This window comes from Variovorax sp. GW823-FHT04F07, assembly GCF_058795995.1.
On record NZ_JBXAIG010000001.1, the window covers coordinates 134,311 to 154,468 of the forward strand.

A 20,158-nucleotide genomic window follows, 5' to 3' on the forward strand; every position below is an offset into this window, starting at 1 on the left:
TCGACCTCCGCTGCGAGCGGTGGCGGCGGGGTTGTGCCCGCGCGGCAGGGGCGCATGCCGCTGCTCGACGTGGTCAAGGGCCTGGCCTGTGCGCTGATCGTCGGGCACCACCTCGCGCGCTACGGCCCGATGCCGGCCGGCGCGCAGGTGCTGGCGCCCGACTTCTTCGGCTGGCTGGCGAACGACGGCCGGCTCGCGGTGCAGGTCTTTCTCGTGATCGCCGGCTTCCTGGCCACGGCGAGCCTGGCGCCCGACGGCGTGCTGCGCGTGGACCGGCCGCTCTCGCGGATCTTCCAGCGCTATGGCCGGCTCGTCATGCCGTACCTGGCGGCGCTCACGGTCTGCGTGCTGGTGGCCGAGGTGGCGCGGCCATGGCTGGGTGAAGAGGTGGTGCCGGCCGAGCCGAGCCTCGGTCAGCTGCTGGCGCACGGCCTGCTGCTGCAGGACCTGCTGAACTACGAGTCGTTGTCGACCGGTGTCTGGTATGTGGCCATCGACTTCCAGCTGTTCGCACTGGCGCTCGCACTGGTCGGGCTGCCCGCCGTGCTGCGACAACCCACTTCGGCCGCGCGCTGGGCGCCGGTGGCGCTGGTGTTCATCGTGGCCGTGGCGTCGCTCGCGCTGTTCAACCGGCAGGCGCGGCTGGACGAAACGGCGTTCTATTTCTTCGGCGCCTACGGGCTCGGCATGCTGGCCTTCTGGGTCGGCCGCGCCACGCGCACCAGCACCTGGTGCAGCGCCGTTGCGCTGCTGGCGCTGGTGGGGGCGGGCGCGCTTGCCATCGACTGGCGCAGCCGCATCGCCATCGCGCTGGTGACCGCGCTGTTGATCGCGGTGGCGCAGCGCCGGCAGTGGCTGTCGCCCGCGCACTGGCCCGCGGCGGCCGTGCCGCTGCAGCAGTTGGGGCGCATTTCGTACTCGCTGTTCCTGATCCATTTCCCGGTGCTGCTCGCCGTGAACGCGCTGGTGGCGGGCCTGGGGCCGCATGGGCCATGGGTCGACCTGCTGGGCATGGTCGCGACCTTCGGCCTCTCGGTGGGCGCCGCGGTGCTGCTGTACCGCGGGGTCGAAGCCCGCCCGGCCTCGCTGCGCAGCGTCTGCACACTTTTTGCCGCATTGCTCGTCAGCGGCCTCATCGTGTCGTACTGAAGCGCGCCGCACCCGCTGCGGTGCGGCCCTTTTTCTTCCCATTCCTTTGCAAATCTGTTGCCTTCGGGCTTCAGAGCGGGCAGTCTGCGCGAACTGCCCCTGTTGTGTATGATTGTGAATCTTTCAGTAAATACTGAAAATACACAAACTCAAGGAATGACAGAACCATCGCCGCCACGATCGCCGTTGAAGGCTTTCACGTCGCCCGACATCGGCAGCGTGGTGCAAGGCGTCGCGGCGCTCGCTTGGTTGCTGCAGGCGGCGCTGCTGGCGATGGCAGTCCAGGGTCTGGCCAACGGCGAGGGCATGGCGGCCGTGCTGTGGCCGGCGGTGGGCATCCTCTTTCTCGGCCTGCTGCGCGCGGGCTGCGAAGCCTGGGGCGTGCGCCGCACCTTCGGGCGCGCGCGGGCGCAATTGACGGCCTTGCGCGCGCAGACAGCGTCCGTATTGGCGGCCAGTTCGCCGCTCGACCGCGAACGCGCGCCCTCGGGCCTTGCGGCCAGCGTGCTCGCCGAACAGGCCGAGGCGCTGGTGCCGTACCTCGTGCGCTACCAACCCGCGCGCTGGCGTGCGACGGTGGTGCCGCTCTTCCTGCTCGCCGCAGTGGCCTGGTTCTCGTGGGCCGCGGCACTGGTGCTGCTGGTGGCGGCGCCGCTGATCCCGATCTTCATGGCCATCGTCGGCTGGCGCGCCAAGGCGGCCAGCGAGGCGCAGATGGTCGAGATGGGCGGCATGAACGCCTTCCTGCTCGACCGCCTGCGCGGCCTGGCCACGCTGCGCGCGCTCGATGCGGTCGATACCACGGCCGACCGGCTCGGCGCCTCCGCCCAGTCGCTGCGCCAGCGCACGATGGCGGTGCTGCGCATCGCGTTCCTGTCGTCCGCCGTGCTGGAGCTGTTCTCCGCGCTGGGCGTGGCGCTGGTCGCGGTCTACGTCGGTTTCCACCTGCTGGGCTCGCTCGGTTTCGGTGCCTGGGGCCAGCAGCTCAGCTTGGGCGAAGGCCTGTTCGTGCTGTTGCTGGCGCCGGCCTTCTTCGAGCCGCTGCGCGAGCTGTCGGCGGTCTGGCACGACCGCGCGGCGGGCGAGGCGGCGCTGCAGGCGCTCGACGACCTGCAAGGCGGCGCGCTGCCATTGCCCGGCGCGGGTGTCGCGGTCACGCGCGCAGCGACCGGCGCTGCTGGGGCAGGGGCTGCGCCTGCGGTGACGGTCCACGGACTGCATTTCTCCTGGCCCGGCGAGTCGACGCCGCTCTTCGACGGCTATGAATTGCGCATCGGCGCCGGCGAGCATGTCGCGCTGGCCGGCCCCAGCGGATCGGGCAAGACCGCGCTGCTCTCGCTGCTGGCCGGGCTGATGCCGGCCACGCGTGGCGAGATCGCCATCGGCGGTGTGCCGCTCACCGAACACACGGCCGCCACATTGCGCCAGCGCACGGCGTGGATGGGGCAGAAGCCCCACGTCTTCGCCGGATCGGTCGAAGCCAACGTGGCACTGGGCCGTGCCGACATCGGCGCGCCCGAGGTGGCCGAGGCGATGCGTTTCGCGGCGCTCGAGGACGTGGCGCAGGCCCATCCCGGCACCGCGCTGGGCGAGGGCGGCAGCGGCCTGTCGGGCGGCGAGGCCGTGCGGCTGGCGCTGGCGCGCGTCGCGGTGCATCCGCATGCCGACCTGATCCTGGCCGACGAGCCCACGGCCCACCTGGACACCGCCACCGCCGCGCGCGTGGCCGATGCGCTGGTGGCACTCGCCCGTGGCCGGACGCTGATCGTCTCGACTCACGATCCGGTGCTGGCCGCGCGCATGGACCGCACGGTGAGCCTCGGCCCCGAGCCGCTGGTGGAGAAGGCCGCATGAGCCGCCACGCCACCCGTTCCCCCCGCTGGCGCGACCTGCGCCTCGTGCTGCGTCCCTTCCTCGCGACGCAGCCGCGCGCCTTGCTGCTGGGCTGCCTGCTGGCCGCTGTCACGGTGCTCGCGGGCATGGCGCTGCTGGGCCTGTCAGGCTGGTTCATCACCGCGACCGCGCTCGCGGGCCTGCATGCGGCCACGGCCTTCACCTTCGATGTCTTCATGCCCTCGGCCGGCATCCGGCTGCTGGCGCTCGGGCGCACGGGGTCGCGCTACGGCGAGCGGCTGGTCACGCACGACGCCACTTTCGCCGTGCTTGCCGAACTGCGCGTGCGGCTGTTCCGCGGCTGGGCACGCCCCGAGGCTGCGCGCGACCTGCTCATGCGCCCGGCGCGGCTGCTGTTCCGCCTCACGTCCGACATCGACGCGCTCGAGTCGCTCTACCTGCGCCTGTTCGTGCCTGCCGCTGCGGCGTTGGGCGCCGCGCTGTTGGCGGGCATCGTGCTCGGCTTCATGCACGTCGGGATGGGCGTAGCGATCGCGCTCTGGCTCTGTGCCATCGGCTGGGGGCTGGCGTTCCTCATCGCGCGGCGTGCGCGGCAGCCGGCGCGGCAGCGCGCCCATGCCGTGGAAGCGCTGCGCGCGCGGGCTGTCGACCTGGTCGCAGGCCAGGCCGACCTCGCAATGGCCGGCCGGCTCGACGCCCAGCGCGCGGCGCTGATGAATGCCGACGCCCACCTCGCGCAGGCCGACCTCGCGCTGAACAAGCTCGAAGCCGCGGCCGGCTTCGCCTACGGCAGCGCGGGCACGCTGACGCTGGTCGGCGTGCTGCTGGCCGTGGGCGCGCTGGTGAGCGAAGGCGTCATCGGCGCCCCCGGCGCGGCGCTCGCGTTGCTGATCGCACTCACCGCCACCGAACCGTTCGCCGCGCTGCGGCGTGGCGCGCTCGATGCGGGGCGCACCTGGCTGGCCGTGCGCCGGCTAGCGCCACGGCTGGACCCTTCAGTGGAAGAGGGCGCGCGCCTCTCTCGCACCATGCAGACGGCGGCCGTGCAAGTCGACCAGCTCACCGTCATGCACCCCGGCAGCCTCGTCGAAGTGCTCGGCGGCGTGTCGCTGCACCTGAACGCGGGCGAGCGCGTCGCACTGGTCGGCGCCAGCGGCGCGGGCAAGTCCACGCTGCTTTCCGTGATCGCCGGCGACCTCACGCCACGCGCCGGCCAGGTGCAGGCGCAACCGGCCTGCCTGCTGACCCAGCGCACCGAACTCTTCCAGGACAGCCTGCGCGACAACCTGCGCCTTGCTGATCCCCAAGCCAGCGACGAGCGCCTGTGGACCGTGCTGCACGCCGCCGGCCTCGATGCCGATGTGCGCGCGCTGGCCACCGGCCTCGACACGCGCCTGGGCGAAGGCGGCCTCGGCCTCTCGGGCGGGCAGTCGCGCCGGCTCGCGCTCGCGCGGCTGCTGCTGCGGCCCGTGCCGCTGTGGCTGCTCGACGAACCGACCGAGGCGCTCGACGCCGCCACCGCGCACGACGTGCTGCAGCGCCTGGCGCAAGAGGCCGGCCCGCGCACCTTGCTGATCGCCACGCACCTGCGCCGCGAAGCCGCGCTGGCCGACCGCCTCGTGTGCATGGCGCAGGGCCGCATCGTCGCCGACCTGCGCCGTGGCGCCGATGCCTTCGAGGCCGCACTGCGCAGCCTGCGCCCCGATTGACCCGAGCCCGTACCGACCGAACGAACAGAACACATAAAGGAAGCCCCCATGGACCTTGACATCGTCGCGCTCTCGCGCCTGCAGTTCGCCGTGACGGCGCTGTACCACTTCCTGTTCGTGCCGCTCACGCTCGGACTGTCGATCATCCTGGCCATCATGGAGACGGTTTACGTGATGACCGGGCGCGTCATCTGGCGCGACATGACCAAGTTCTGGGGCGTGCTGTTCGGCATCAACTTCGCGATGGGCGTGGCCACCGGCATCGTGATGGAGTTCCAGTTCGGCATGAACTGGAGCTACTACAGCCACTACGTCGGCGACATCTTCGGTGCGCCGCTGGCCATCGAAGGGCTCATGGCCTTCTTCATGGAAGCGACCTTCGTGGGCCTGTTCTTCTTCGGCTGGGACAAGCTCTCGAAGGTGGGCCACCTCACGGCCACCTGGGCCGTGGCCATCGGCTCCAACTTCTCGGCGCTGTGGATCCTCATCGCCAACGGCTGGATGCAGAACCCCGTCGGCGCGGCCTTCAACCCCGCGACCATGCGCATGGAAGTGACCGACTTCGCCGCCGTGCTGACCAACCCGGTGGCGCAGGCCAAGTTCGTGCACACCGTGTCGGCCGGCTATGTGTGTGCCGCGGTGTTCGTGCTCGGCGTGTCGGCGTGGTACCTGCTCAAGGGTCGCCACATCGAACTGGCCAAGCGCTCGATGACCGTGGCCGCATCGTTCGGCCTGGCCGCTGCGCTGTCGGTGGCGGTGCTCGGCGACGAGAGCGGTTACCTTTCGGGCGAACACCAGAAGATGAAGCTGGCCGCCATCGAAGGCATGTGGGAGACGCAGCCCGCGCCCGCCGCCTTCACCGTGATCGGCTTCCCCGACCAGAAGGCGCGCGAGACGCACTACGCCATTCACATCCCGGCGGTGATGGGCCTCATCGGCACGCGTTCGCTCAACACCGTGATGCCCGGCATCGACGAGCTCGTGAAGCGCGCCGAGGCCCGCATTCGCGAGGGCCTGAAGGCCTACGACGCGCTGCAGAAGATCCGCGAGGCCGGCGGCACCGACAAGGTCACGCAGGGCGTGCGCGGCGACTTCGAGGACAACGGCATCAACATGGGCTACGCGCTGCTGCTCAAGCGCTACGTGGACGACCCGCGCCAGGCCACCGACGAACAGATCGCCAAGGCCGCATGGGACACCGTGCCGCAGGTGGCGCCGCTGTTCTGGCTGTTCCGCGTGATGGTGGGCATCGGCATGCTGCTGATCCTGCTGACGGGCACCTTCTTCGTGCTGTCGGCGCGCCGCGCGCTCGACCGCCACCGCTGGCTGCTGAAGGTCGCGGTGTGGGCGATTCCGCTGCCGTGGATCGCCATTGAATCCGGCTGGCTGGTGGCGGAGTTCGGCCGCCAGCCCTGGGTGATCGAGGGCGTGCTGCCGACCGCGGTGGCCGTGTCGAACCTGGGCGTGACGACGCTGCTGATCACGCTCGCGGGTTTCATCGCGATCTACACCACGCTGCTCATCATTGAGATGAAGCTGATGCTCAAGGCCATCCGCAAGGGCCCCGAGGTCGAGCATGCGCCCACCGAGGGCGATGCGCGCTCGCACATTCCGCCGGCGCGTGCCGCCACGTCTTCCTCTTCTGCCTCGACCGGGAGCGCCGCATGATCCTCCACACACTCCTCGACTACGACACCCTGCGCTTCATCTGGTGGCTGCTGATCGGCGTGCTGCTGGTCGGCTTCGCGGTGACCGACGGCTTCGACCTGGGCGCCGGCATGCTGCTGCCCTTTGCCGCGCGCAACGACATCGAACGGCGCGTGGTCATCAACAGCGTGGGCCCGGTGTGGGAGGGCAACCAGGTGTGGCTCATCCTGGGCGGCGGCGCCGTCTTTGCGGCCTGGCCGCAGCTGTACGCCGTGTCGTTCTCGGGCTTCTACCTGGCAATGTTCGTGATCCTGTCGGCGCTGATCTTGCGGCCGGTGGCCTTCAAGTTCCGTAGCAAGCGCGAGTCGCCGCAGTGGCGCGCGCGCTGGGACGGCGTGCTGTTCTTCAGCGGCTTCGTGCCCGCGCTGATCTGCGGCGTGGCAGTGGGCAACGTGCTGCAGGGCGTGCCGTTCCGCTTCGGCGCCGACATGCACATCTTCTACGACGGCAGCTTCTTCGGCCTGCTGAACCCCTTCGCCATCCTCTGCGGGCTGGTGTCGGTGGCGATGCTGGTGATGCACGGCGCGGCCTGGCTGCTGCTCAAGACCGCCGGGCCGGTGGCCGAGCGTGCGCGCAGCTACGGCATGGTCGCGGCGGTGCTCACGCTCGTGTTCTATGCGCTGGCCGGCGTGTGGCTGGCCATGGGCATCGGGGGCTTTCGCATCAGCAGCGTGGTCGACGCGGTGGGCCCGTCGAACCCGATGCTCAAGACCGTCGAGCTGCATGCCGGCGCCTGGATGGGCAACTACGCGGCGCACCCCTGGACCATCGCTGCGCCGGCAGCGGGCTTCGTCGGCACGCTGGGCGCATTGCTCGGGCTGGTGCTGCGCCGGCCGGGGCTGGCGCTGCTGGCCGCGGCGCTGGGCATCGCCGGCATCATCCTCAGCGTGGGCGCGTCGATGTTCCCGTTCATCCTGCCGTCGTCGATCGACCCGCGCGCCAGCCTCACGGTGTGGGATTCGTCGTCGAGCCACCTGACGCTGTTCATCATGCTGGTGGTCACCGCGATCTTCATCCCGATCATCGTGGCCTACACCACCTGGGTCTACCACGTGCTGTGGGGCAAGGTCGACGAGCAAGCCATCCGCGACGAGAGCGGACACGCCTACTGAAACGGGAAGGAAAAAGACATGTGGTACTTCGCCTGGATCCTCGGCCTGCCGCTGGCCGCCGCCTTCGCCGTGCTCAACGCCATGTGGTACGAGCTGATGGACGACGAGGCCATCCGCAAGGAAAAGCTCGGCACGCCGGAAGCCCCGCAGGGGCAGGAACGGCTCTGACGCGCAGCGGATAGCCGTTCATCAGCCCCGCGGCGACTCAGCTGTCGCCCGCGGGGCCCTTGCTCTTCTTCGACGCACCGCCCGTGAGGCGGTCCTTGAGCGTCAGCACCTTCGTCACCGTCGCGCCCATGCCCATGAGCTGCATGGCAGTTTCGGGCGCCAGGCGCTGCACGTCGTCGAACCACTTCATCAGCCGGTCAATCAGGTCGTGCATCTCGCGCATGCGGGCCTGCGCGTGGCGCTCGGCGTCGCTGGTGGGCGATTCGAGCAGCGCGTTGCGCAGCATCGAGAGCGTGGGCTCGATCTCGCGGCGCCGGCGCTCCTCGGCCAGCACGCGGAAGATTTCCCACACGTCCTTCGGCGCCTCGAAGTACTCGCGCCGGTCGCCCGCGTGGTGGCGCAGGTGCACGAGGCGCCAGGCCTGCAGCTCCTTCAGGCCCATGCTCACATTGGAGCGCGAGAACTCCAGCATCTCGGCGATCTCGTCGGCATTGAGCGCGCGCTCCGACAGGAAGATCAGCGCGTAGATCTGGCCGACGGTGCGGTTGATGCCCCACTTGCTGCCCATCTCGCCGAAGTGGGCGACGAACTGGCGGTTGAGGGGAGGGAGGTCGGGTGCGGAAGCCATGCGGCGGATTGTCGCGCCGGATTGCTGGACGTACGGAAGTTTCCGAAAACCCAGCAAGGCAGCGGGGTGCATGAATAACTAGTTTCGGTGATGGGTGAGAAACAAATTATTTACAAAAATAAACGTTTCCTGACGGTTTGCCCATTTTTGGTGCATCCGGCCTCCCATTTCAAGGTTTTTCTCCCATGAACAAAGCACATCGCAGCCTCTGGAACTCGTCGTTGGGGGCCTGGGTGGCTGTTTCCGAGAACACCCACGCCCGCGGCAAGAAGAGCCACCGGGCGGTGGCGCGGGCGGCGGGCGCGGCGTCGCTGCTGATGCTGGCCGGGGCGTCGTTCGCGGGGGGCGATGGGGGCGGAGGGGGTTTCCTTATCAACGGCAGCTATGGCGCGGGGCACACGGCGGGCAACAGCACGACCGGTGAAGGCGGTCATGGGGGGCAGGGCGATCAGTCCGCCGCGGGTGCCGCCGGGGGCGCCCTCGGTGCCAACGGAACGAACGGGGCTGCGGCGTCGAGCGGCAACAACCCGGACAGGCTCGACGGCAGTGGTGGCGGCGGCGGCGGTTCCGCCCAGACCGGCTCCGCGCCTGTCACCACCTCGATCAAGGCCGGTAACGGCGGCAACGGGGGGACCGGCGGCTACGCCGGCTCAATAGACCCTGGCGGTGCAGGCGGCGGCGGCGGTGGTGGCAGTGTGCTCGCCACCCAATCGTTCGAAGTCAAGACGACGGGGGTGCTCCTCGGCGGCGATGGCGGCAACGGCGGCGATGCGTTCACAGGCACTTCGTCCCTGAAGGGGACTGGCGGCGGCGGCGGCGCAGGCGTGCTGGTGGTGCCTGTGGGCGGCGTGACGATCACCAACGCCGGCTCAATCGCGGGCGGCAACGGCGGCAAGGGCCTGGCCGCCCGAGGAACCCATCCGATTGTGAACGTGACGGTCTATGGCGGTGCCGGCGGCAACGGTGAAGGCGGCGCGCAGGGCGGCACGCAACTGGGTGCGTATGCGCAGGGCGGCGCGGGCATCGTCGGCAGCAATCTCACCATCGTCAACAGCGGCATCATTTCCGGTGGCGTTTCAGGCGACGGACTGACCCGCGCCAATTCGCTCCAGCTGGGCGGCAGCAACAACTCGCTCACGCTCCAGGCAGGCTCGGTGCTCAACGGCAGCGTGGTCGCCCAGGGCACGGGCAACACGCTGCGCCTGGAAGGTACGAACATCGAGGACGACGCGTTCCAGGGCTTCTCGAGCATCCAGGCCGCCAGCGGCAGCCGGTGGACGCTGACAGGCGCGTTCCTGCCCACGGGCGACCTCACGGTCACCGTCGACGGCACCGGCCCAATGCCTGCGCATCTGGCCATGAACGGCGTCATCTCCGGCCCCGGCAGTCTCACGGCCGACGGCGGCGGCACGCTGGCGCTGGGCGGTCCCAACACGTACGCCGGCGGAACCACGATCAAGACAGGCACCACGCTGCAGATCGGCACGGCCGGCGCGCTCGGCGCCGGTACGGTCACGCTCGACGGCGGCAAGCTGACCGCCACCTCGAGTCTCCACCTGACCAACCGCCTGGACTTCGCCGGCGGTCAGCGAAGCACAGTGGCTGCCGCCAGTGGCCAGGCGTTCGGTATCGGCGGTGCCCTGAACCTGGGCGCTGGGGCGACTGTCGTCTTTGGCAGCGCCGCCGAAAACGGCACCATCCGTCTGAGTGGCGGCGGCGGAGGCAGCCTCTTTTCGGATGCCGCGATCGTCGTGGCCGGCGGCACGCTGCAGGCGGCAGACGTCTTTTTCCTTGGGTTCTTCTTGTCCAACGTGGCTTCCACCACGGTGGACACCGGCGCCACGCTCGACCTGAACGGCTCTAATGTCACCCTCCGCAACCTGCAGGGCGCCGGAACGCTGAACACCCAGACCGGCAACGGCCCGACCCAGACCACGACGGTAGAGTCCGGCGCGTTCTCCGGTGCGATCACCGGCACGGGCCAACTCGTGAAGACGACGGCGGGCACGCTGACCCTGACGGGCGCCAGCACCTACACCGGCGGCACGACCATCAGCGCGGGGACGCTGCAGATCGGCGACGGCGGCAGCCTCATCGGCAACGTGGTCAACAACGGCACGCTGGCTTTCGACCGCACCGACAGCAGCACCTTCTCCGGCGCCATCAGCGGCGCGGGCGACGTGACGAAATGGGGCACCGGCGCGGTCACGCTCTCGGGCAACAACACCTACCAGGGCGGCACCACCGTTCGCGGCGGCACGCTGCGCTCCGGCGCCGCATCGGCCCTGTCGCAGAACACGGCGTACACCGTGCTTGGCGGCGTGCTGGACCTGGGCAGCTTCAACCTGCGTGCATCGAGCCTGTCGGGCACCGCAGGCACCGTTCAACTGGGCAGCGCCACCCTGACCGTCGGGTCGGCCAACGCCAGCACCACGTTTGCAGGCAGCATCGACGGCACGGGCTCGCTGGTCAAGGAGGGCTCGGGCACCTTGACGCTCTCGGGCTCGAACACCTACACCGGCGGCACGACGGTCAGCGCGGGTACCTTGCAGATCGGCAGCGGCGGCAACAACGGCAGCATCACCGGCGACGTCACCAACCACGCGGCGCTGGTCTTCAACCGCGCCAACGGCACCGCTTTCGCGGGCAACATCAGCGGCGTCGGCAGCGTGACGAAGACCGGCACGGGCACGCTGGTCTACACCGGCAGCGCCACGCACGCCGGTGGCACCACCATCGACGGCGGCACCCTGCAGATCGGCAATGGCGGCACTGTCGGCAGCATCACCGGCAACGTCACCAACAACGCGTCACTGGTCTTCAACCGATCGAACGATGCGGCTTTCGCGGGCGACATCACCGGCAGCGGCAACGTGACGAAGACCGGCGCGGGCGCGCTGGTCTACACCGGCAACGCCACGCACACCGGCGGCACGACCATCGACAGCGGCACCCTGGAGATCCGCGACAGCGGCAGCATCGTCGGCCACATCGACAACAACGCCGCGCTGGTGTTCAACCGCAGCGCCGACACCACCTTCGCCGGCAACATCAGCGGCTCCGGCAGCCTTCTGCAGAAGGGCGCGCGCAAGCTGACTCTGACCGGCGACAACACCTTCACGGGCATCACCACCGTCGTGGCGGGCAACATCCTGCAGATCGGCGCGGGTGGCACCACCGGCAGCATCGCGGGGAACATCAGCAACGACGGCGACCTGGTCTTCGACCGCGCGGGCGAGCTGAGCTACGCAGGCGTCATCAGCGGCTCCGGCACCCTGTCCAAGAACGGCACGGGTGTGCTGGAACTGACGGGCGCCAGCACCTACACCGGTGCGACCGAGGTCAACGCCGGCACGCTGCGCGTGAACAACACCACCGGCAGCGCCACGGGCACGAGCACGGTGCAGGTCAAGAGCGGCGCCACGCTCAGCGGCGGCGGCACCATCGCCGGCCAGGTCACCATCGCCAACGGCGCGACGCTCGCACCGGGCAGCAACCTCGGCACGCTGACCACCGGCATGCTGCGCTTCGATCCCGGCGCCTTCCTGAACTACGAGCTGGGCCAGGCGGGCGTGGCGGGCGGCCCGCTCAACGACCTCGTCAAGGTCAACGGCGGCCTCGTGCTCGACGGCACGCTCAACGTGGCGGAGGCGCCCGGCGGCACCTTCGGGCCCGGGCTGTACCGCCTGATCAGCTACACCGGTTCGCTGATCGACAACGGCCTGAACATCGGCACAGCGCCCGCGGGAACGGCTACGGGCGACCTGTACGTGCAGTCGTCGGTGCTCGGCGAGATCAACCTGATCAACAGCAAGGGCGTGTCGCTCGGCTTCTGGGACGGCGCGGGCGGTGACGCCACCCAGTACAACGACGGCAAGATCGGCGGCGGCTCCGGCACCTGGCGCATCGGCAACTCCACCCTCAACGACCCGTCCGACAGCTGGACCGGCGCCAACGGCAAGACCAACACCGGCTGGCAGCAGAACCAGTTCGCGCTGTTCGGCGGCGCGGCCGGCACGGTCCGGGTGGACAACACGGGCGGCGCGATCAGCATCGATGGCGCGCAGTTCTCCACCAGCGGCTATCTCGTCACCGGCGACGCGCTGACGCTGGGCAACGCCAACACGGTCATCAAGGTCGGCGACGGCACGGCCTCGGGGGCGCAGATGCAGGCCACCATCGCGTCGGTGCTGACCGGCGCGGGCGGCCTCACGAAGGACGACCTGGGCACGCTGGTCCTCCAGGGCGCCAACACCTACGCCGGAGGAACGCTCGTGCGCGCCGGCACGCTGCAGGGCGACACCACCAGCCTGCGCGGCACCATCGTCAACGACGCCCGGGTGGTCTTCGACCAGGTGGCCAGCGGCAGCTTCGCAGGCACGATGAGTGGCGCGGGCAGCCTGCGCAAGATCGGCGGCGGCGAACTGCTGCTCACCGCGGCCAACAGCTACAAGGGTGGCACGCAGGTCGATGGCGGCAGTTTGAACGTGGGCGCCACCGGCGCGGTCGGAACCGGCCCGGTGTCGGTGAGCGGCGGCGCTGGCTTGTTTTTCAGCGGCAGTGCGCAGGCGGAAAGCCTGCAGATCACGGCGGGCAATGTTCCGCAGGCCAGCGGCGGCTTCGTCCAGTTCCAGGACAACGCCTCGGCTGGCAACGCGATGCTCGTCGCGGGCGCCACCGGCTCGATCGAATTCCGCGGCAACGCGACAGCGGGCAACGCCACCATCGAGAACCGGGGTGGCCAGGTCACGGTCTCGTTCGACGCCACCGCAGGCAAGGCCCACATCACCAACTTCGCCGGCGGCTGGACCAACCTCTGGGACAAGGGCTCGGCCGGGCAGGCGACGATCGTCAACGAGGACCGCGGCACGTTGGACATGCAGCACGACGCGACGGCCGCTCAGGCGCGCGTGGTGAACAAGGCGGGCGGCACGGTTCGCATCGCCCGACTCGCGGCTGCCGGTACGAGCATCGGCGCATTGGAAGGGGCGGGCCGCGTGCTGCTTGGCGCCAAGGCGTTGACAACGGGCGCTCTCAACACCGACACCGAAATCTCGGGCGTGATCTCCGGCGTCGGTGGCTCGCTCGTCAAGGTCGGCACGGGCACGCTCACGTTGTCGGGCGAGAACACGCACACCGGCGGGACCGCCTTGCGCCAGGGTCGCCTGAACGTGGGCCACAGCCAGGCGCTGGGCACCGGCACGCTGTCGATGGACGACGACACCACGCTGGGCTTCAGCGCGAACGGCCTGACGATCGCCAACACCATCAAGCTGACGGGCAACAACGACCCGGTCATCGACACCGGGGCATTCAGCGGCACGCTGAGCGGTGCGATCAGCGGAGGTGGCTTCATCACCAAGCAGGGCACGGGCACGCTGACGCTGTCGGGCGCCAACACCTACACCGGTGCGACGAACGTGGCGCAGGGCACGTTGAAGGCCGGTGCGGCGAACACGCTGAGCGCTGCTTCGGCCCACAGCGTGGCCGCAGGCGCCACGCTCGATCTCGCGGGCTTCAATCAGACCGTCGCGTCGCTGACGAACAGCGGCACCGTGTCGCTGGCCGCTGTGACCGCAGGTACGACGCTGACCGTCAAGGGCGCCTACGTTGGCAACAACGGCGTGCTCAAGCTGAGCACGACGCTTAACGGCACCGGTCCCTCCGACCGCCTCGTGCTCGATGGCCCCACTGCCGTCGCCAGCGGCAAGACCCAGGTGCAGATCAGCAACCTCGGCGGCCTGGGCGCACTCACGAGCGGCAACGGCATCGAGGTCATCACTGCACAGAACGGCGCGACCAGCACCGCACAGACCACGAAGGACGCCTTCTCGCTGGCCGGTGGCCATGTCGACGCAGGCGCCTACGAGTACCGCCTGCATGCCGCCGATGCGAAGGGCGCAGGCGAGAGCTGGTACCTGCGCTCCACCACCGACGCGGTGGCGCCGGGCCAACCGGTGGGCCTGCCCGTCGTCACTTACCGACCGGAGGCTGCGCTCTACGCCGCACTGCCGAGCCAGCTGCGCCAGGGCAACCTCGCGATGCTGGGCGATGTGCGCAAGCGCGTGGGCGACGACGATGTGAAGGGCGCCGCGAGCACGCCGACGGGATCGGACCGCCGCGCCTGGGCCCGCGTGCTCTCCACCGACATCGACATCCAGCAAGGCGGCACCGTCTCTCCCACCAGCAAGGGGCGCCTCACCGGCTTCCAGGCCGGCACCGACCTGCTCGCCACGCCGAACTGGCGCGCCGGCCTGTACGTCGGCCAGCTCGACGGCGATGCGCGCGTGAGCGGCTTTGCCAGCGGCATCCGCCACCTCGCGGTGGGCCGCAACGACCTGCGCAGCCAGTACGTCGGCGTGTACGGCACCTACACCGCCGACAGCGGCTTCTATGCCGACGCCGTGATGCAGTCGGGCCGCCACCGCTACACGGTCGAGCCGATGCTCGGCGCGGGCGTGGGCGGCAAGGGGAACAGCCTGCTGGGCTCGATCGAAGTGGGTCAGTCCTTTGCGATCGGCGGCAGCGGTTGGCGCATCGAGCCGCAGCTGCAGCTGATCCACCACCACATGGACCTGGGCAACTCGACCATCGCCGGTGCCATCGCGCAGCCGCAGGCCGACAGCGGCTGGATCGCCCGCGCGGGCGTGCGGGTCAAGGGCCAGATCGACACCGGCCTGGGCGTGCTGCAGCCCTACGGCCGCGTCAACGTCTACAAGACCTCGAGCGGCACCGACATCGCGCGCTTCGTGAACGGCGCGACCACGACCGACATTGCGGCACCGACCGGCGGCACCAGCACCGAACTCGCAGGCGGCTTCACGCTGGCGTTGAGCCAGGCGACCAGCCTGTACGGTGAAGTCGGCAAGCTGTGGTCGTCGGGCGGCGATGCCAAGGTGAAGAGCTCGGTCAACGGATCGCTCGGCGTGCGAGTCAAGTGGTAGGCGGGTAGCTTCAAGCCTCGGGGTCCGAGTCCGGCTCCGGATTGGGTCGCCTTCGATACGACCCCGGCGCCCCGCCGGTCCAGGTCTTGAAGGCGCGCTGGAACGCCGCGCTGTCCGAAAAGCCCAGCTCCTCGGCCAGCGCCGCCAGCGGCACGGTGCTGGTGTTCAGGCGCACGATGGCCACGTCGCGCCGCAGCTGGTCCTTGAGCGACTGGAACGAGGTGCCCTCGGTCGCCAGGTGGCGCTGCAGGGTGCTCACCGACATGTGCAGGCTGCGCGCGGCCGTGGCCAGGTCGGCCCAGGCCGGGCGGTGCTGCTGCAGCACGGTGCGCACGCGCGCGCTCACGGCCAGCTCGCCCAGCGGCGGCAGGATCACGTGGGCCGGCGCGGCGGCCAGGAAGTCGCGCATGGCCCGCGCGTCGCGGTGGATCGGCGTGGCCAGCGCGCTGGCGTCGAACCACACGGCCGACAGCGGCTGGCCGAACTGCAGCGGCGCGGGAAACACCTTGTTGTAGCGCGCCGCGTAGGGCGGCTGCTCGAAGCCGAAGTCGAAGCGGCGCGCCGTCAGTCGGCCGCCGTGCAGCCAGGCAAAGAGCCGCCAGTACACGCGCAGCATCAGCTCGTGCAGGAAATTCAGCGGCGCGCTCGGCATGCCCTGCACCCGCAGGCCGAAGCCCGCAAGCGGCCCTTCGTGCAGCAGCACCATCTCGAGGTCGTCTTGCAGCAGGCTGAAGGTGCGGGCCACGCGCCGCAGCGCCACTTCGAGCGTGGGGGCACCCATCGTGGCGCGGGTCATGAGCGCGAAGCTGCCGCAGCGCAGGCGGCGCGACAGGAAGCACAGGGCCTCGTCGTCCAGCCGCTCCATCAGCAGCGCGAACAGCGCCACGTACTGCTCGGCCGTGACGCGCGCCCCCGGTGCGTCGAGCAGGGCGGGGGCGATGCCGGCGTCCTGCAGCGCGGTGTCGATGCAGATGGGCGCGTTGTCGCCGCGCGCGCGCACGCCCGAGAGCATGCCCTGGACGAACACGATCGGGATGGTGACAGGCGGTTGCAGCATGCGTGAGCGGATCAGACCTGACGGCGGCGCGGGTGTCGATTGAGGTTTTCTGCCATGCGGGCGATGCGAAGCGCAATCGCCGCGGCACGGCGCGGTTTCTACCATGCGCGTACACAAGAACCGAACGGAGACAACCGCCATGTACCAGACCCAGTCGCTGCACCGCAGCGTGCAGCAGCACCCCGACCGGATCGCCGTGCGCGCTTCCGGCCGCACCCTGAGCTTTCGTGCGTATGCCGAGCGCGTCGCGCGCCTGGCGGGCGCCCTGCAGGGGCTCGGCATGCAGGCGGGTGACCGCGTCGCCATGCTGGCGCTCAACTCGGCGCGCTACCTCGAATACCAGATGGCCGTGCCCTGGGGCGGCGGTGTGCTCAACCCCTGCAACATCCGCTGGTCGGCGGCCGAAATCCTGTATTCGCTCGAAGACTCCGGCTCTTCGCTGCTGCTGGTGGATGACACCTTCCGCGCAGTGGTCGAGCAGATGCGCGGGCAGGCGAGCAGCCTGCGCGAGGTGATCTACTGCGGCGACGGCCCGACGCCGCCCGGCATGCTCGGCTACGAGGCGTTGCTGGAGGCCGCCTCGCCCGTGCCCGACGCCGGCCGTTGCGACGACGACCTGGCGGGCATCTTCTACACCGGCGGCACCACGGGTTTTCCCAAGGGAGTGATGCTGAGCCACACCAACATGGGCAGCTCGGGGCTGGCCCTGCATGCCGAAGGCCTGGCCGCGCCCGAGGGCTGCTACCTGCATGCCGCGCCGATGTTCCATCTGGCCGACATGGGCCTGGCCGCGCCGCACTGGCTCGAGGGCAACACGCACGCGATCATTCCGGCCTTCAGCCCTGAAGCGGTGCTGAACGCCATCGAGCAGGACCGCGTCACGCACGCGCTGCTGGTGCCCACCATGATCCAGATGCTGGTCGACCATCCCGCGATGCGCGAGCCGCGCGACCTGACCAGCCTGAAGTGCATCACCTACGGCGCCTCGCCGATCTCGGAGGCGGTGCTGACCCGCGCGATGGCGGCTTTCCCGGGCGTGGACTTCGTGCAGGCCTACGGCATGACCGAGCTGTCGCCGCTGGCCACCGTCAACCCGGCGCGCAACCACACGGCCGAAGGCCAGCGGCGGGGCAAGCTGCGCTCGGCCGGCCGTGCCAGCTACTGCACCGAGGTGCGCATCGTCGACGGCGAGGGCCTCGAGGTGCCGCGCGGCACCGTGGGCGAGGTCGCGGTGCGCGGCCCCAACGTGATGCAGGGCTACTGGAACCAGCCTGCGCAGACGGCCGCGGCCGTGCGCGGCGGCTGGATGCACACGGGCGACGGCGCGTACATGGACGACGACGGCTACATCTTCGTGGTCGACCGCCTGAAGGACATGATCATCAGCGGCGGCGAGAACATCTATTCGGCCGAGGTCGAGAACGCCATCAACCAGCACCCGGCCGTGGCGGCCTGCGCGGTCATCGGCATTCCCAGCGAGGAGTGGGGCGAGGCCGTGCATGCGGTGCTCGTGCTCAAGCCGGGCCAGCAGCTGGCGGCCGACGCGCTCATTGCGCACTGCAAGGCGCTGATCGCCAACTACAAATGCCCGCGCAGCGTGGCGGTGGTCGAGGCGCTGCCGCTGTCGGGTGCGGGCAAGGTGCTCAAGACCCGCCTGCGCGAACCGTTTTGGCAAGGGCGCCAACGAAGCGTAGCCTGACGGTTTTCGAACTCTCTCTTCCTTCCCATTCATTCATTTCAGGAGCCTCTCATGAGCCAGGATGTCTACGTCGTCGGTGTCGGCATGATCCCCTTCACCAAGCCGGGCGCGAACCAGCCCTACCCGCAGATGGCCGCGCACGCGACCAACGCGGCCTTGAAAGACGCCGGCATCGGCTACGAGCTGGTGCAGCAGGCTTACGTCGGCTATGTGTACGGCGACTCCACCGCCGGCCAGCGCGCGCTGTACGAAGTGGGCATGACCGGCATTCCGGTCGTCAACGTCAACAACAACTGCTCCACCGGCTCGACCGCGCTGTTCCTCGCGCGCCAGGCCGTGGCCAGCGGCGCGGCTGACTGCGTGCTGGCGCTGGGCTTCGAGCACATGAGCCCCGGCGCGCTGGGCGCGGTGTTCAACGACCGCCCGAGCCCGTTCGACCACTTCGAATCGATCACCGACGAGCTGGTCGGCAACGAGCAGGTGCCGTTGGCGCTGCGCTACTTCGGCGGCGCGGGCCTGGCCCACATGCAGCAGTACGGCACGCAGATGTCGACCTTCGCGAAGATCCGCGCCAAGGCCAGCCGCCATGCATCGAACAACCCGGTGGCGCTGTTTCGCACTGTCGTCACCGAAGACGAGGTGATGGCCGCGCCCGTCATGTGGCCCGGCGTGATGACGCGGCTCATGGCCTGCCCGCCCACCTGCGGCGCGGCCGCGGCCATCGTCTGTTCGCCGCGCTTCGCCGAACGCCACGGGCTGGACCGCCGCGTGCGCATCAAGGCCCAGGCCATGACCACCGACCGCGCCATCACCTTCGAGGCGCGCGACATGCGCGAGGTGGTCGGCTTCAGCATGGCGCAGGAAGCCGCGCAGAAGGTGTACGACGCGGCCGGTGTCGGCCCGCAGGACATCGACGTGGTCGAGCTGCACGACTGCTTTGCGCACAACGAGCTCATCAGCTACGAGGCGCTGGGCCTGTGCCCGGTGGGTGGCGCGGAAAAGTTCGTGGTCGATGGCGACAACACCTACGGTGGCAAGGTCGTCACCAACCCCTCGGGCGGCCTGCTGTCGAAGGGCCATCCGCTGGGCGCCACGGGTCTTGCGCAATGCACGGAGCTGGTCCAGCAGCTGCGCGGCACGGCGGACAAGCGCCAGGTCGAAGGCGCGCGGATGGCGCTGCAGCACAACCTCGGGTTGGGCGGCGCCTGCGTGGTCACGCTGTACGAACGCGTCTGAGGGCAGCGCAGATGATCGACAAGAAATGGATCGGCCACGAGCTGCCCGCGTCGGTGCTGCCCATCGAGCGCAGCCGGCTGCAATTCTTCGCCAAGGCCATCGGCGAGACCGACCCGGTCTACACCGATGCCGCCGCCGCGCGCGATGCGGGCTACCCCGATCTGCCGGCGCCGCCGACCTTCCTGTTCGCGGCCGAGCTGGACTCGGGCGCCTCGGACCGGCTGCTGACCGACCTGCAGATTCCGTTGTCGAAGCTGCTGCACGGCGAGCAGAGCTTCAGCTACCACCACCCCGCCTGCGTGGGCGACACGGTGACGGTGCGCTCCACCATCAGTGACATCTACGACAAGAAGAACGGCGCGCTCGAATTCGTCGTGAAGACCTCGCGCGCCACCAACCAGCGCGACGAACTCGTGGCCGAGCTGCGCACGGTGATCGTCTGCCGCCACTGAAGAAAGAACGAGCGATGACCCTCCGCTACGACACCGTCCAGGTCGGCGACGAACTTCCCGCGCTGCAACTCCCGCCGGTGAACCGCACCACGCTCGCGCTCTTCGCGGGCGCCTCGGGCGACCACAACCCGATCCACATCGACACCGACTTCGCGCGCAAGGCCGGCATGCCTGACGTGTTCGCGCAGGGCATGCTGGGCATGGCCTGGCTCGGCCGGCTGCTCACGCAGTGGGTGCCGCAGGCGCAGCTGCGCCGCTTCGACGTGCGCTTCCAGGGCATCACGCACCTGGGCCATGCCGTGCGCTGCACCGGTCGCGTGGTCGAGAAGCTGGAACACAACGGTGAGCGCTGCGTGCGCGTGGAAGTGCTCAGCGCCAACCAGCACGGCCAGACGCGCATCGCGGGCGAGGCGCTGGTGGCGCTGCGCTGACCCCTTGAACGA

13 protein-coding genes are annotated in these 20,158 nt (G+C 69.7%); 11 read left to right on the forward strand and 2 right to left on the reverse strand.

Annotated features, from left to right (window positions below; translation table 11 throughout):
* Positions 1-54 precede the first annotated feature (54 nt).
* From AC1RAA_RS00645 to cydX, 6 genes are all read left to right on the forward strand, one after another.
* On the forward strand, positions 55-1,149 hold the full coding sequence (locus tag AC1RAA_RS00645) for an acyltransferase family protein (protein ID WP_062482677.1): 1,095 nt from the start codon (positions 55-57) through the stop codon (positions 1,147-1,149).
* 156 nt (positions 1,150-1,305) lie between these two features.
* Positions 1,306-3,003, forward strand: a complete 1,698-nt coding sequence (gene cydD / locus AC1RAA_RS00650; protein ID WP_492725902.1) for a thiol reductant ABC exporter subunit CydD — start codon at positions 1,306-1,308, stop codon at positions 3,001-3,003.
* Positions 3,000-4,712: a thiol reductant ABC exporter subunit CydC gene (gene cydC, locus AC1RAA_RS00655; RefSeq protein WP_492725905.1), complete on the forward strand. Its 1,713-nt coding sequence runs from the start codon at positions 3,000-3,002 to the stop codon at positions 4,710-4,712. Before cydD ends, cydC begins: the two co-directional genes overlap by 4 nt.
* A gap of 48 nt (positions 4,713-4,760) precedes the next feature.
* Entirely contained in the window at positions 4,761-6,380 is a 1,620-nt protein-coding gene (locus AC1RAA_RS00660) for a cytochrome ubiquinol oxidase subunit I (protein ID WP_095744809.1), read from the forward strand.
* The gene (cydB, locus tag AC1RAA_RS00665) at positions 6,377-7,531 is read left to right on the forward strand and encodes a cytochrome d ubiquinol oxidase subunit II (protein WP_492725907.1); all 1,155 of its coding nucleotides are present in this window, start codon (positions 6,377-6,379) and stop codon (positions 7,529-7,531) included. Before AC1RAA_RS00660 ends, cydB begins: the two co-directional genes overlap by 4 nt.
* Before the next feature lie 18 nt (positions 7,532-7,549).
* Complete coding sequence (gene cydX, locus AC1RAA_RS00670) at positions 7,550-7,699, forward strand: cytochrome bd-I oxidase subunit CydX (RefSeq protein ID WP_095744810.1); 150 nt, start codon at positions 7,550-7,552, stop codon at positions 7,697-7,699.
* Between the two features lie 37 nt (positions 7,700-7,736).
* On the opposite strand, the gene AC1RAA_RS00675 is transcribed toward cydX, so the two are convergent.
* Positions 7,737-8,327: a GbsR/MarR family transcriptional regulator gene (locus AC1RAA_RS00675; RefSeq protein WP_307694085.1), complete on the reverse strand. Its 591-nt coding sequence runs from the start codon at positions 8,325-8,327 to the stop codon at positions 7,737-7,739.
* 185 nt (positions 8,328-8,512) lie between these two features.
* On the opposite strand from AC1RAA_RS00675, the gene AC1RAA_RS00680 reads away from it, so the two are divergent.
* Entirely contained in the window at positions 8,513-15,271 is a 6,759-nt protein-coding gene (locus AC1RAA_RS00680) for an autotransporter-associated beta strand repeat-containing protein (RefSeq protein ID WP_492725909.1), read from the forward strand.
* A 10-nt stretch (positions 15,272-15,281) separates the two neighbouring features.
* Here the strand turns inward: AC1RAA_RS00680 and AC1RAA_RS00685 are convergent, their stop codons facing one another.
* Positions 15,282-16,328, reverse strand: a complete 1,047-nt coding sequence (locus tag AC1RAA_RS00685) for an AraC family transcriptional regulator (RefSeq protein ID WP_492725911.1) — start codon at positions 16,326-16,328, stop codon at positions 15,282-15,284.
* Between the two features lie 139 nt (positions 16,329-16,467).
* Between AC1RAA_RS00685 and AC1RAA_RS00690 the strand changes: the two genes are divergently transcribed.
* Genes AC1RAA_RS00690 through AC1RAA_RS00705 form a run of 4 tightly spaced genes read left to right on the forward strand, consistent with a single transcriptional unit; the run spans position 16,468 to position 20,146 of the window.
* Positions 16,468-18,027, forward strand: a complete 1,560-nt coding sequence (locus AC1RAA_RS00690) for a long-chain-fatty-acid--CoA ligase (RefSeq protein ID WP_492725913.1) — start codon at positions 16,468-16,470, stop codon at positions 18,025-18,027.
* A 51-nt stretch (positions 18,028-18,078) separates the two neighbouring features.
* A complete protein-coding gene (locus AC1RAA_RS00695) occupies positions 18,079-19,263 on the forward strand; it encodes a lipid-transfer protein (protein WP_492725915.1) in 1,185 nt (394 codons plus the stop codon).
* 11 nt (positions 19,264-19,274) lie between these two features.
* Entirely contained in the window at positions 19,275-19,715 is a 441-nt protein-coding gene (locus tag AC1RAA_RS00700; RefSeq protein WP_159277442.1) for a MaoC family dehydratase N-terminal domain-containing protein, read from the forward strand.
* Between the two features lie 14 nt (positions 19,716-19,729).
* Positions 19,730-20,146 (forward strand): MaoC family dehydratase, encoded by a 417-nt coding sequence (locus tag AC1RAA_RS00705; RefSeq protein ID WP_307636904.1) that lies wholly within the window; start codon positions 19,730-19,732, stop codon positions 20,144-20,146.
* The last annotated feature ends 12 nt before the right edge of the window (positions 20,147-20,158 follow it).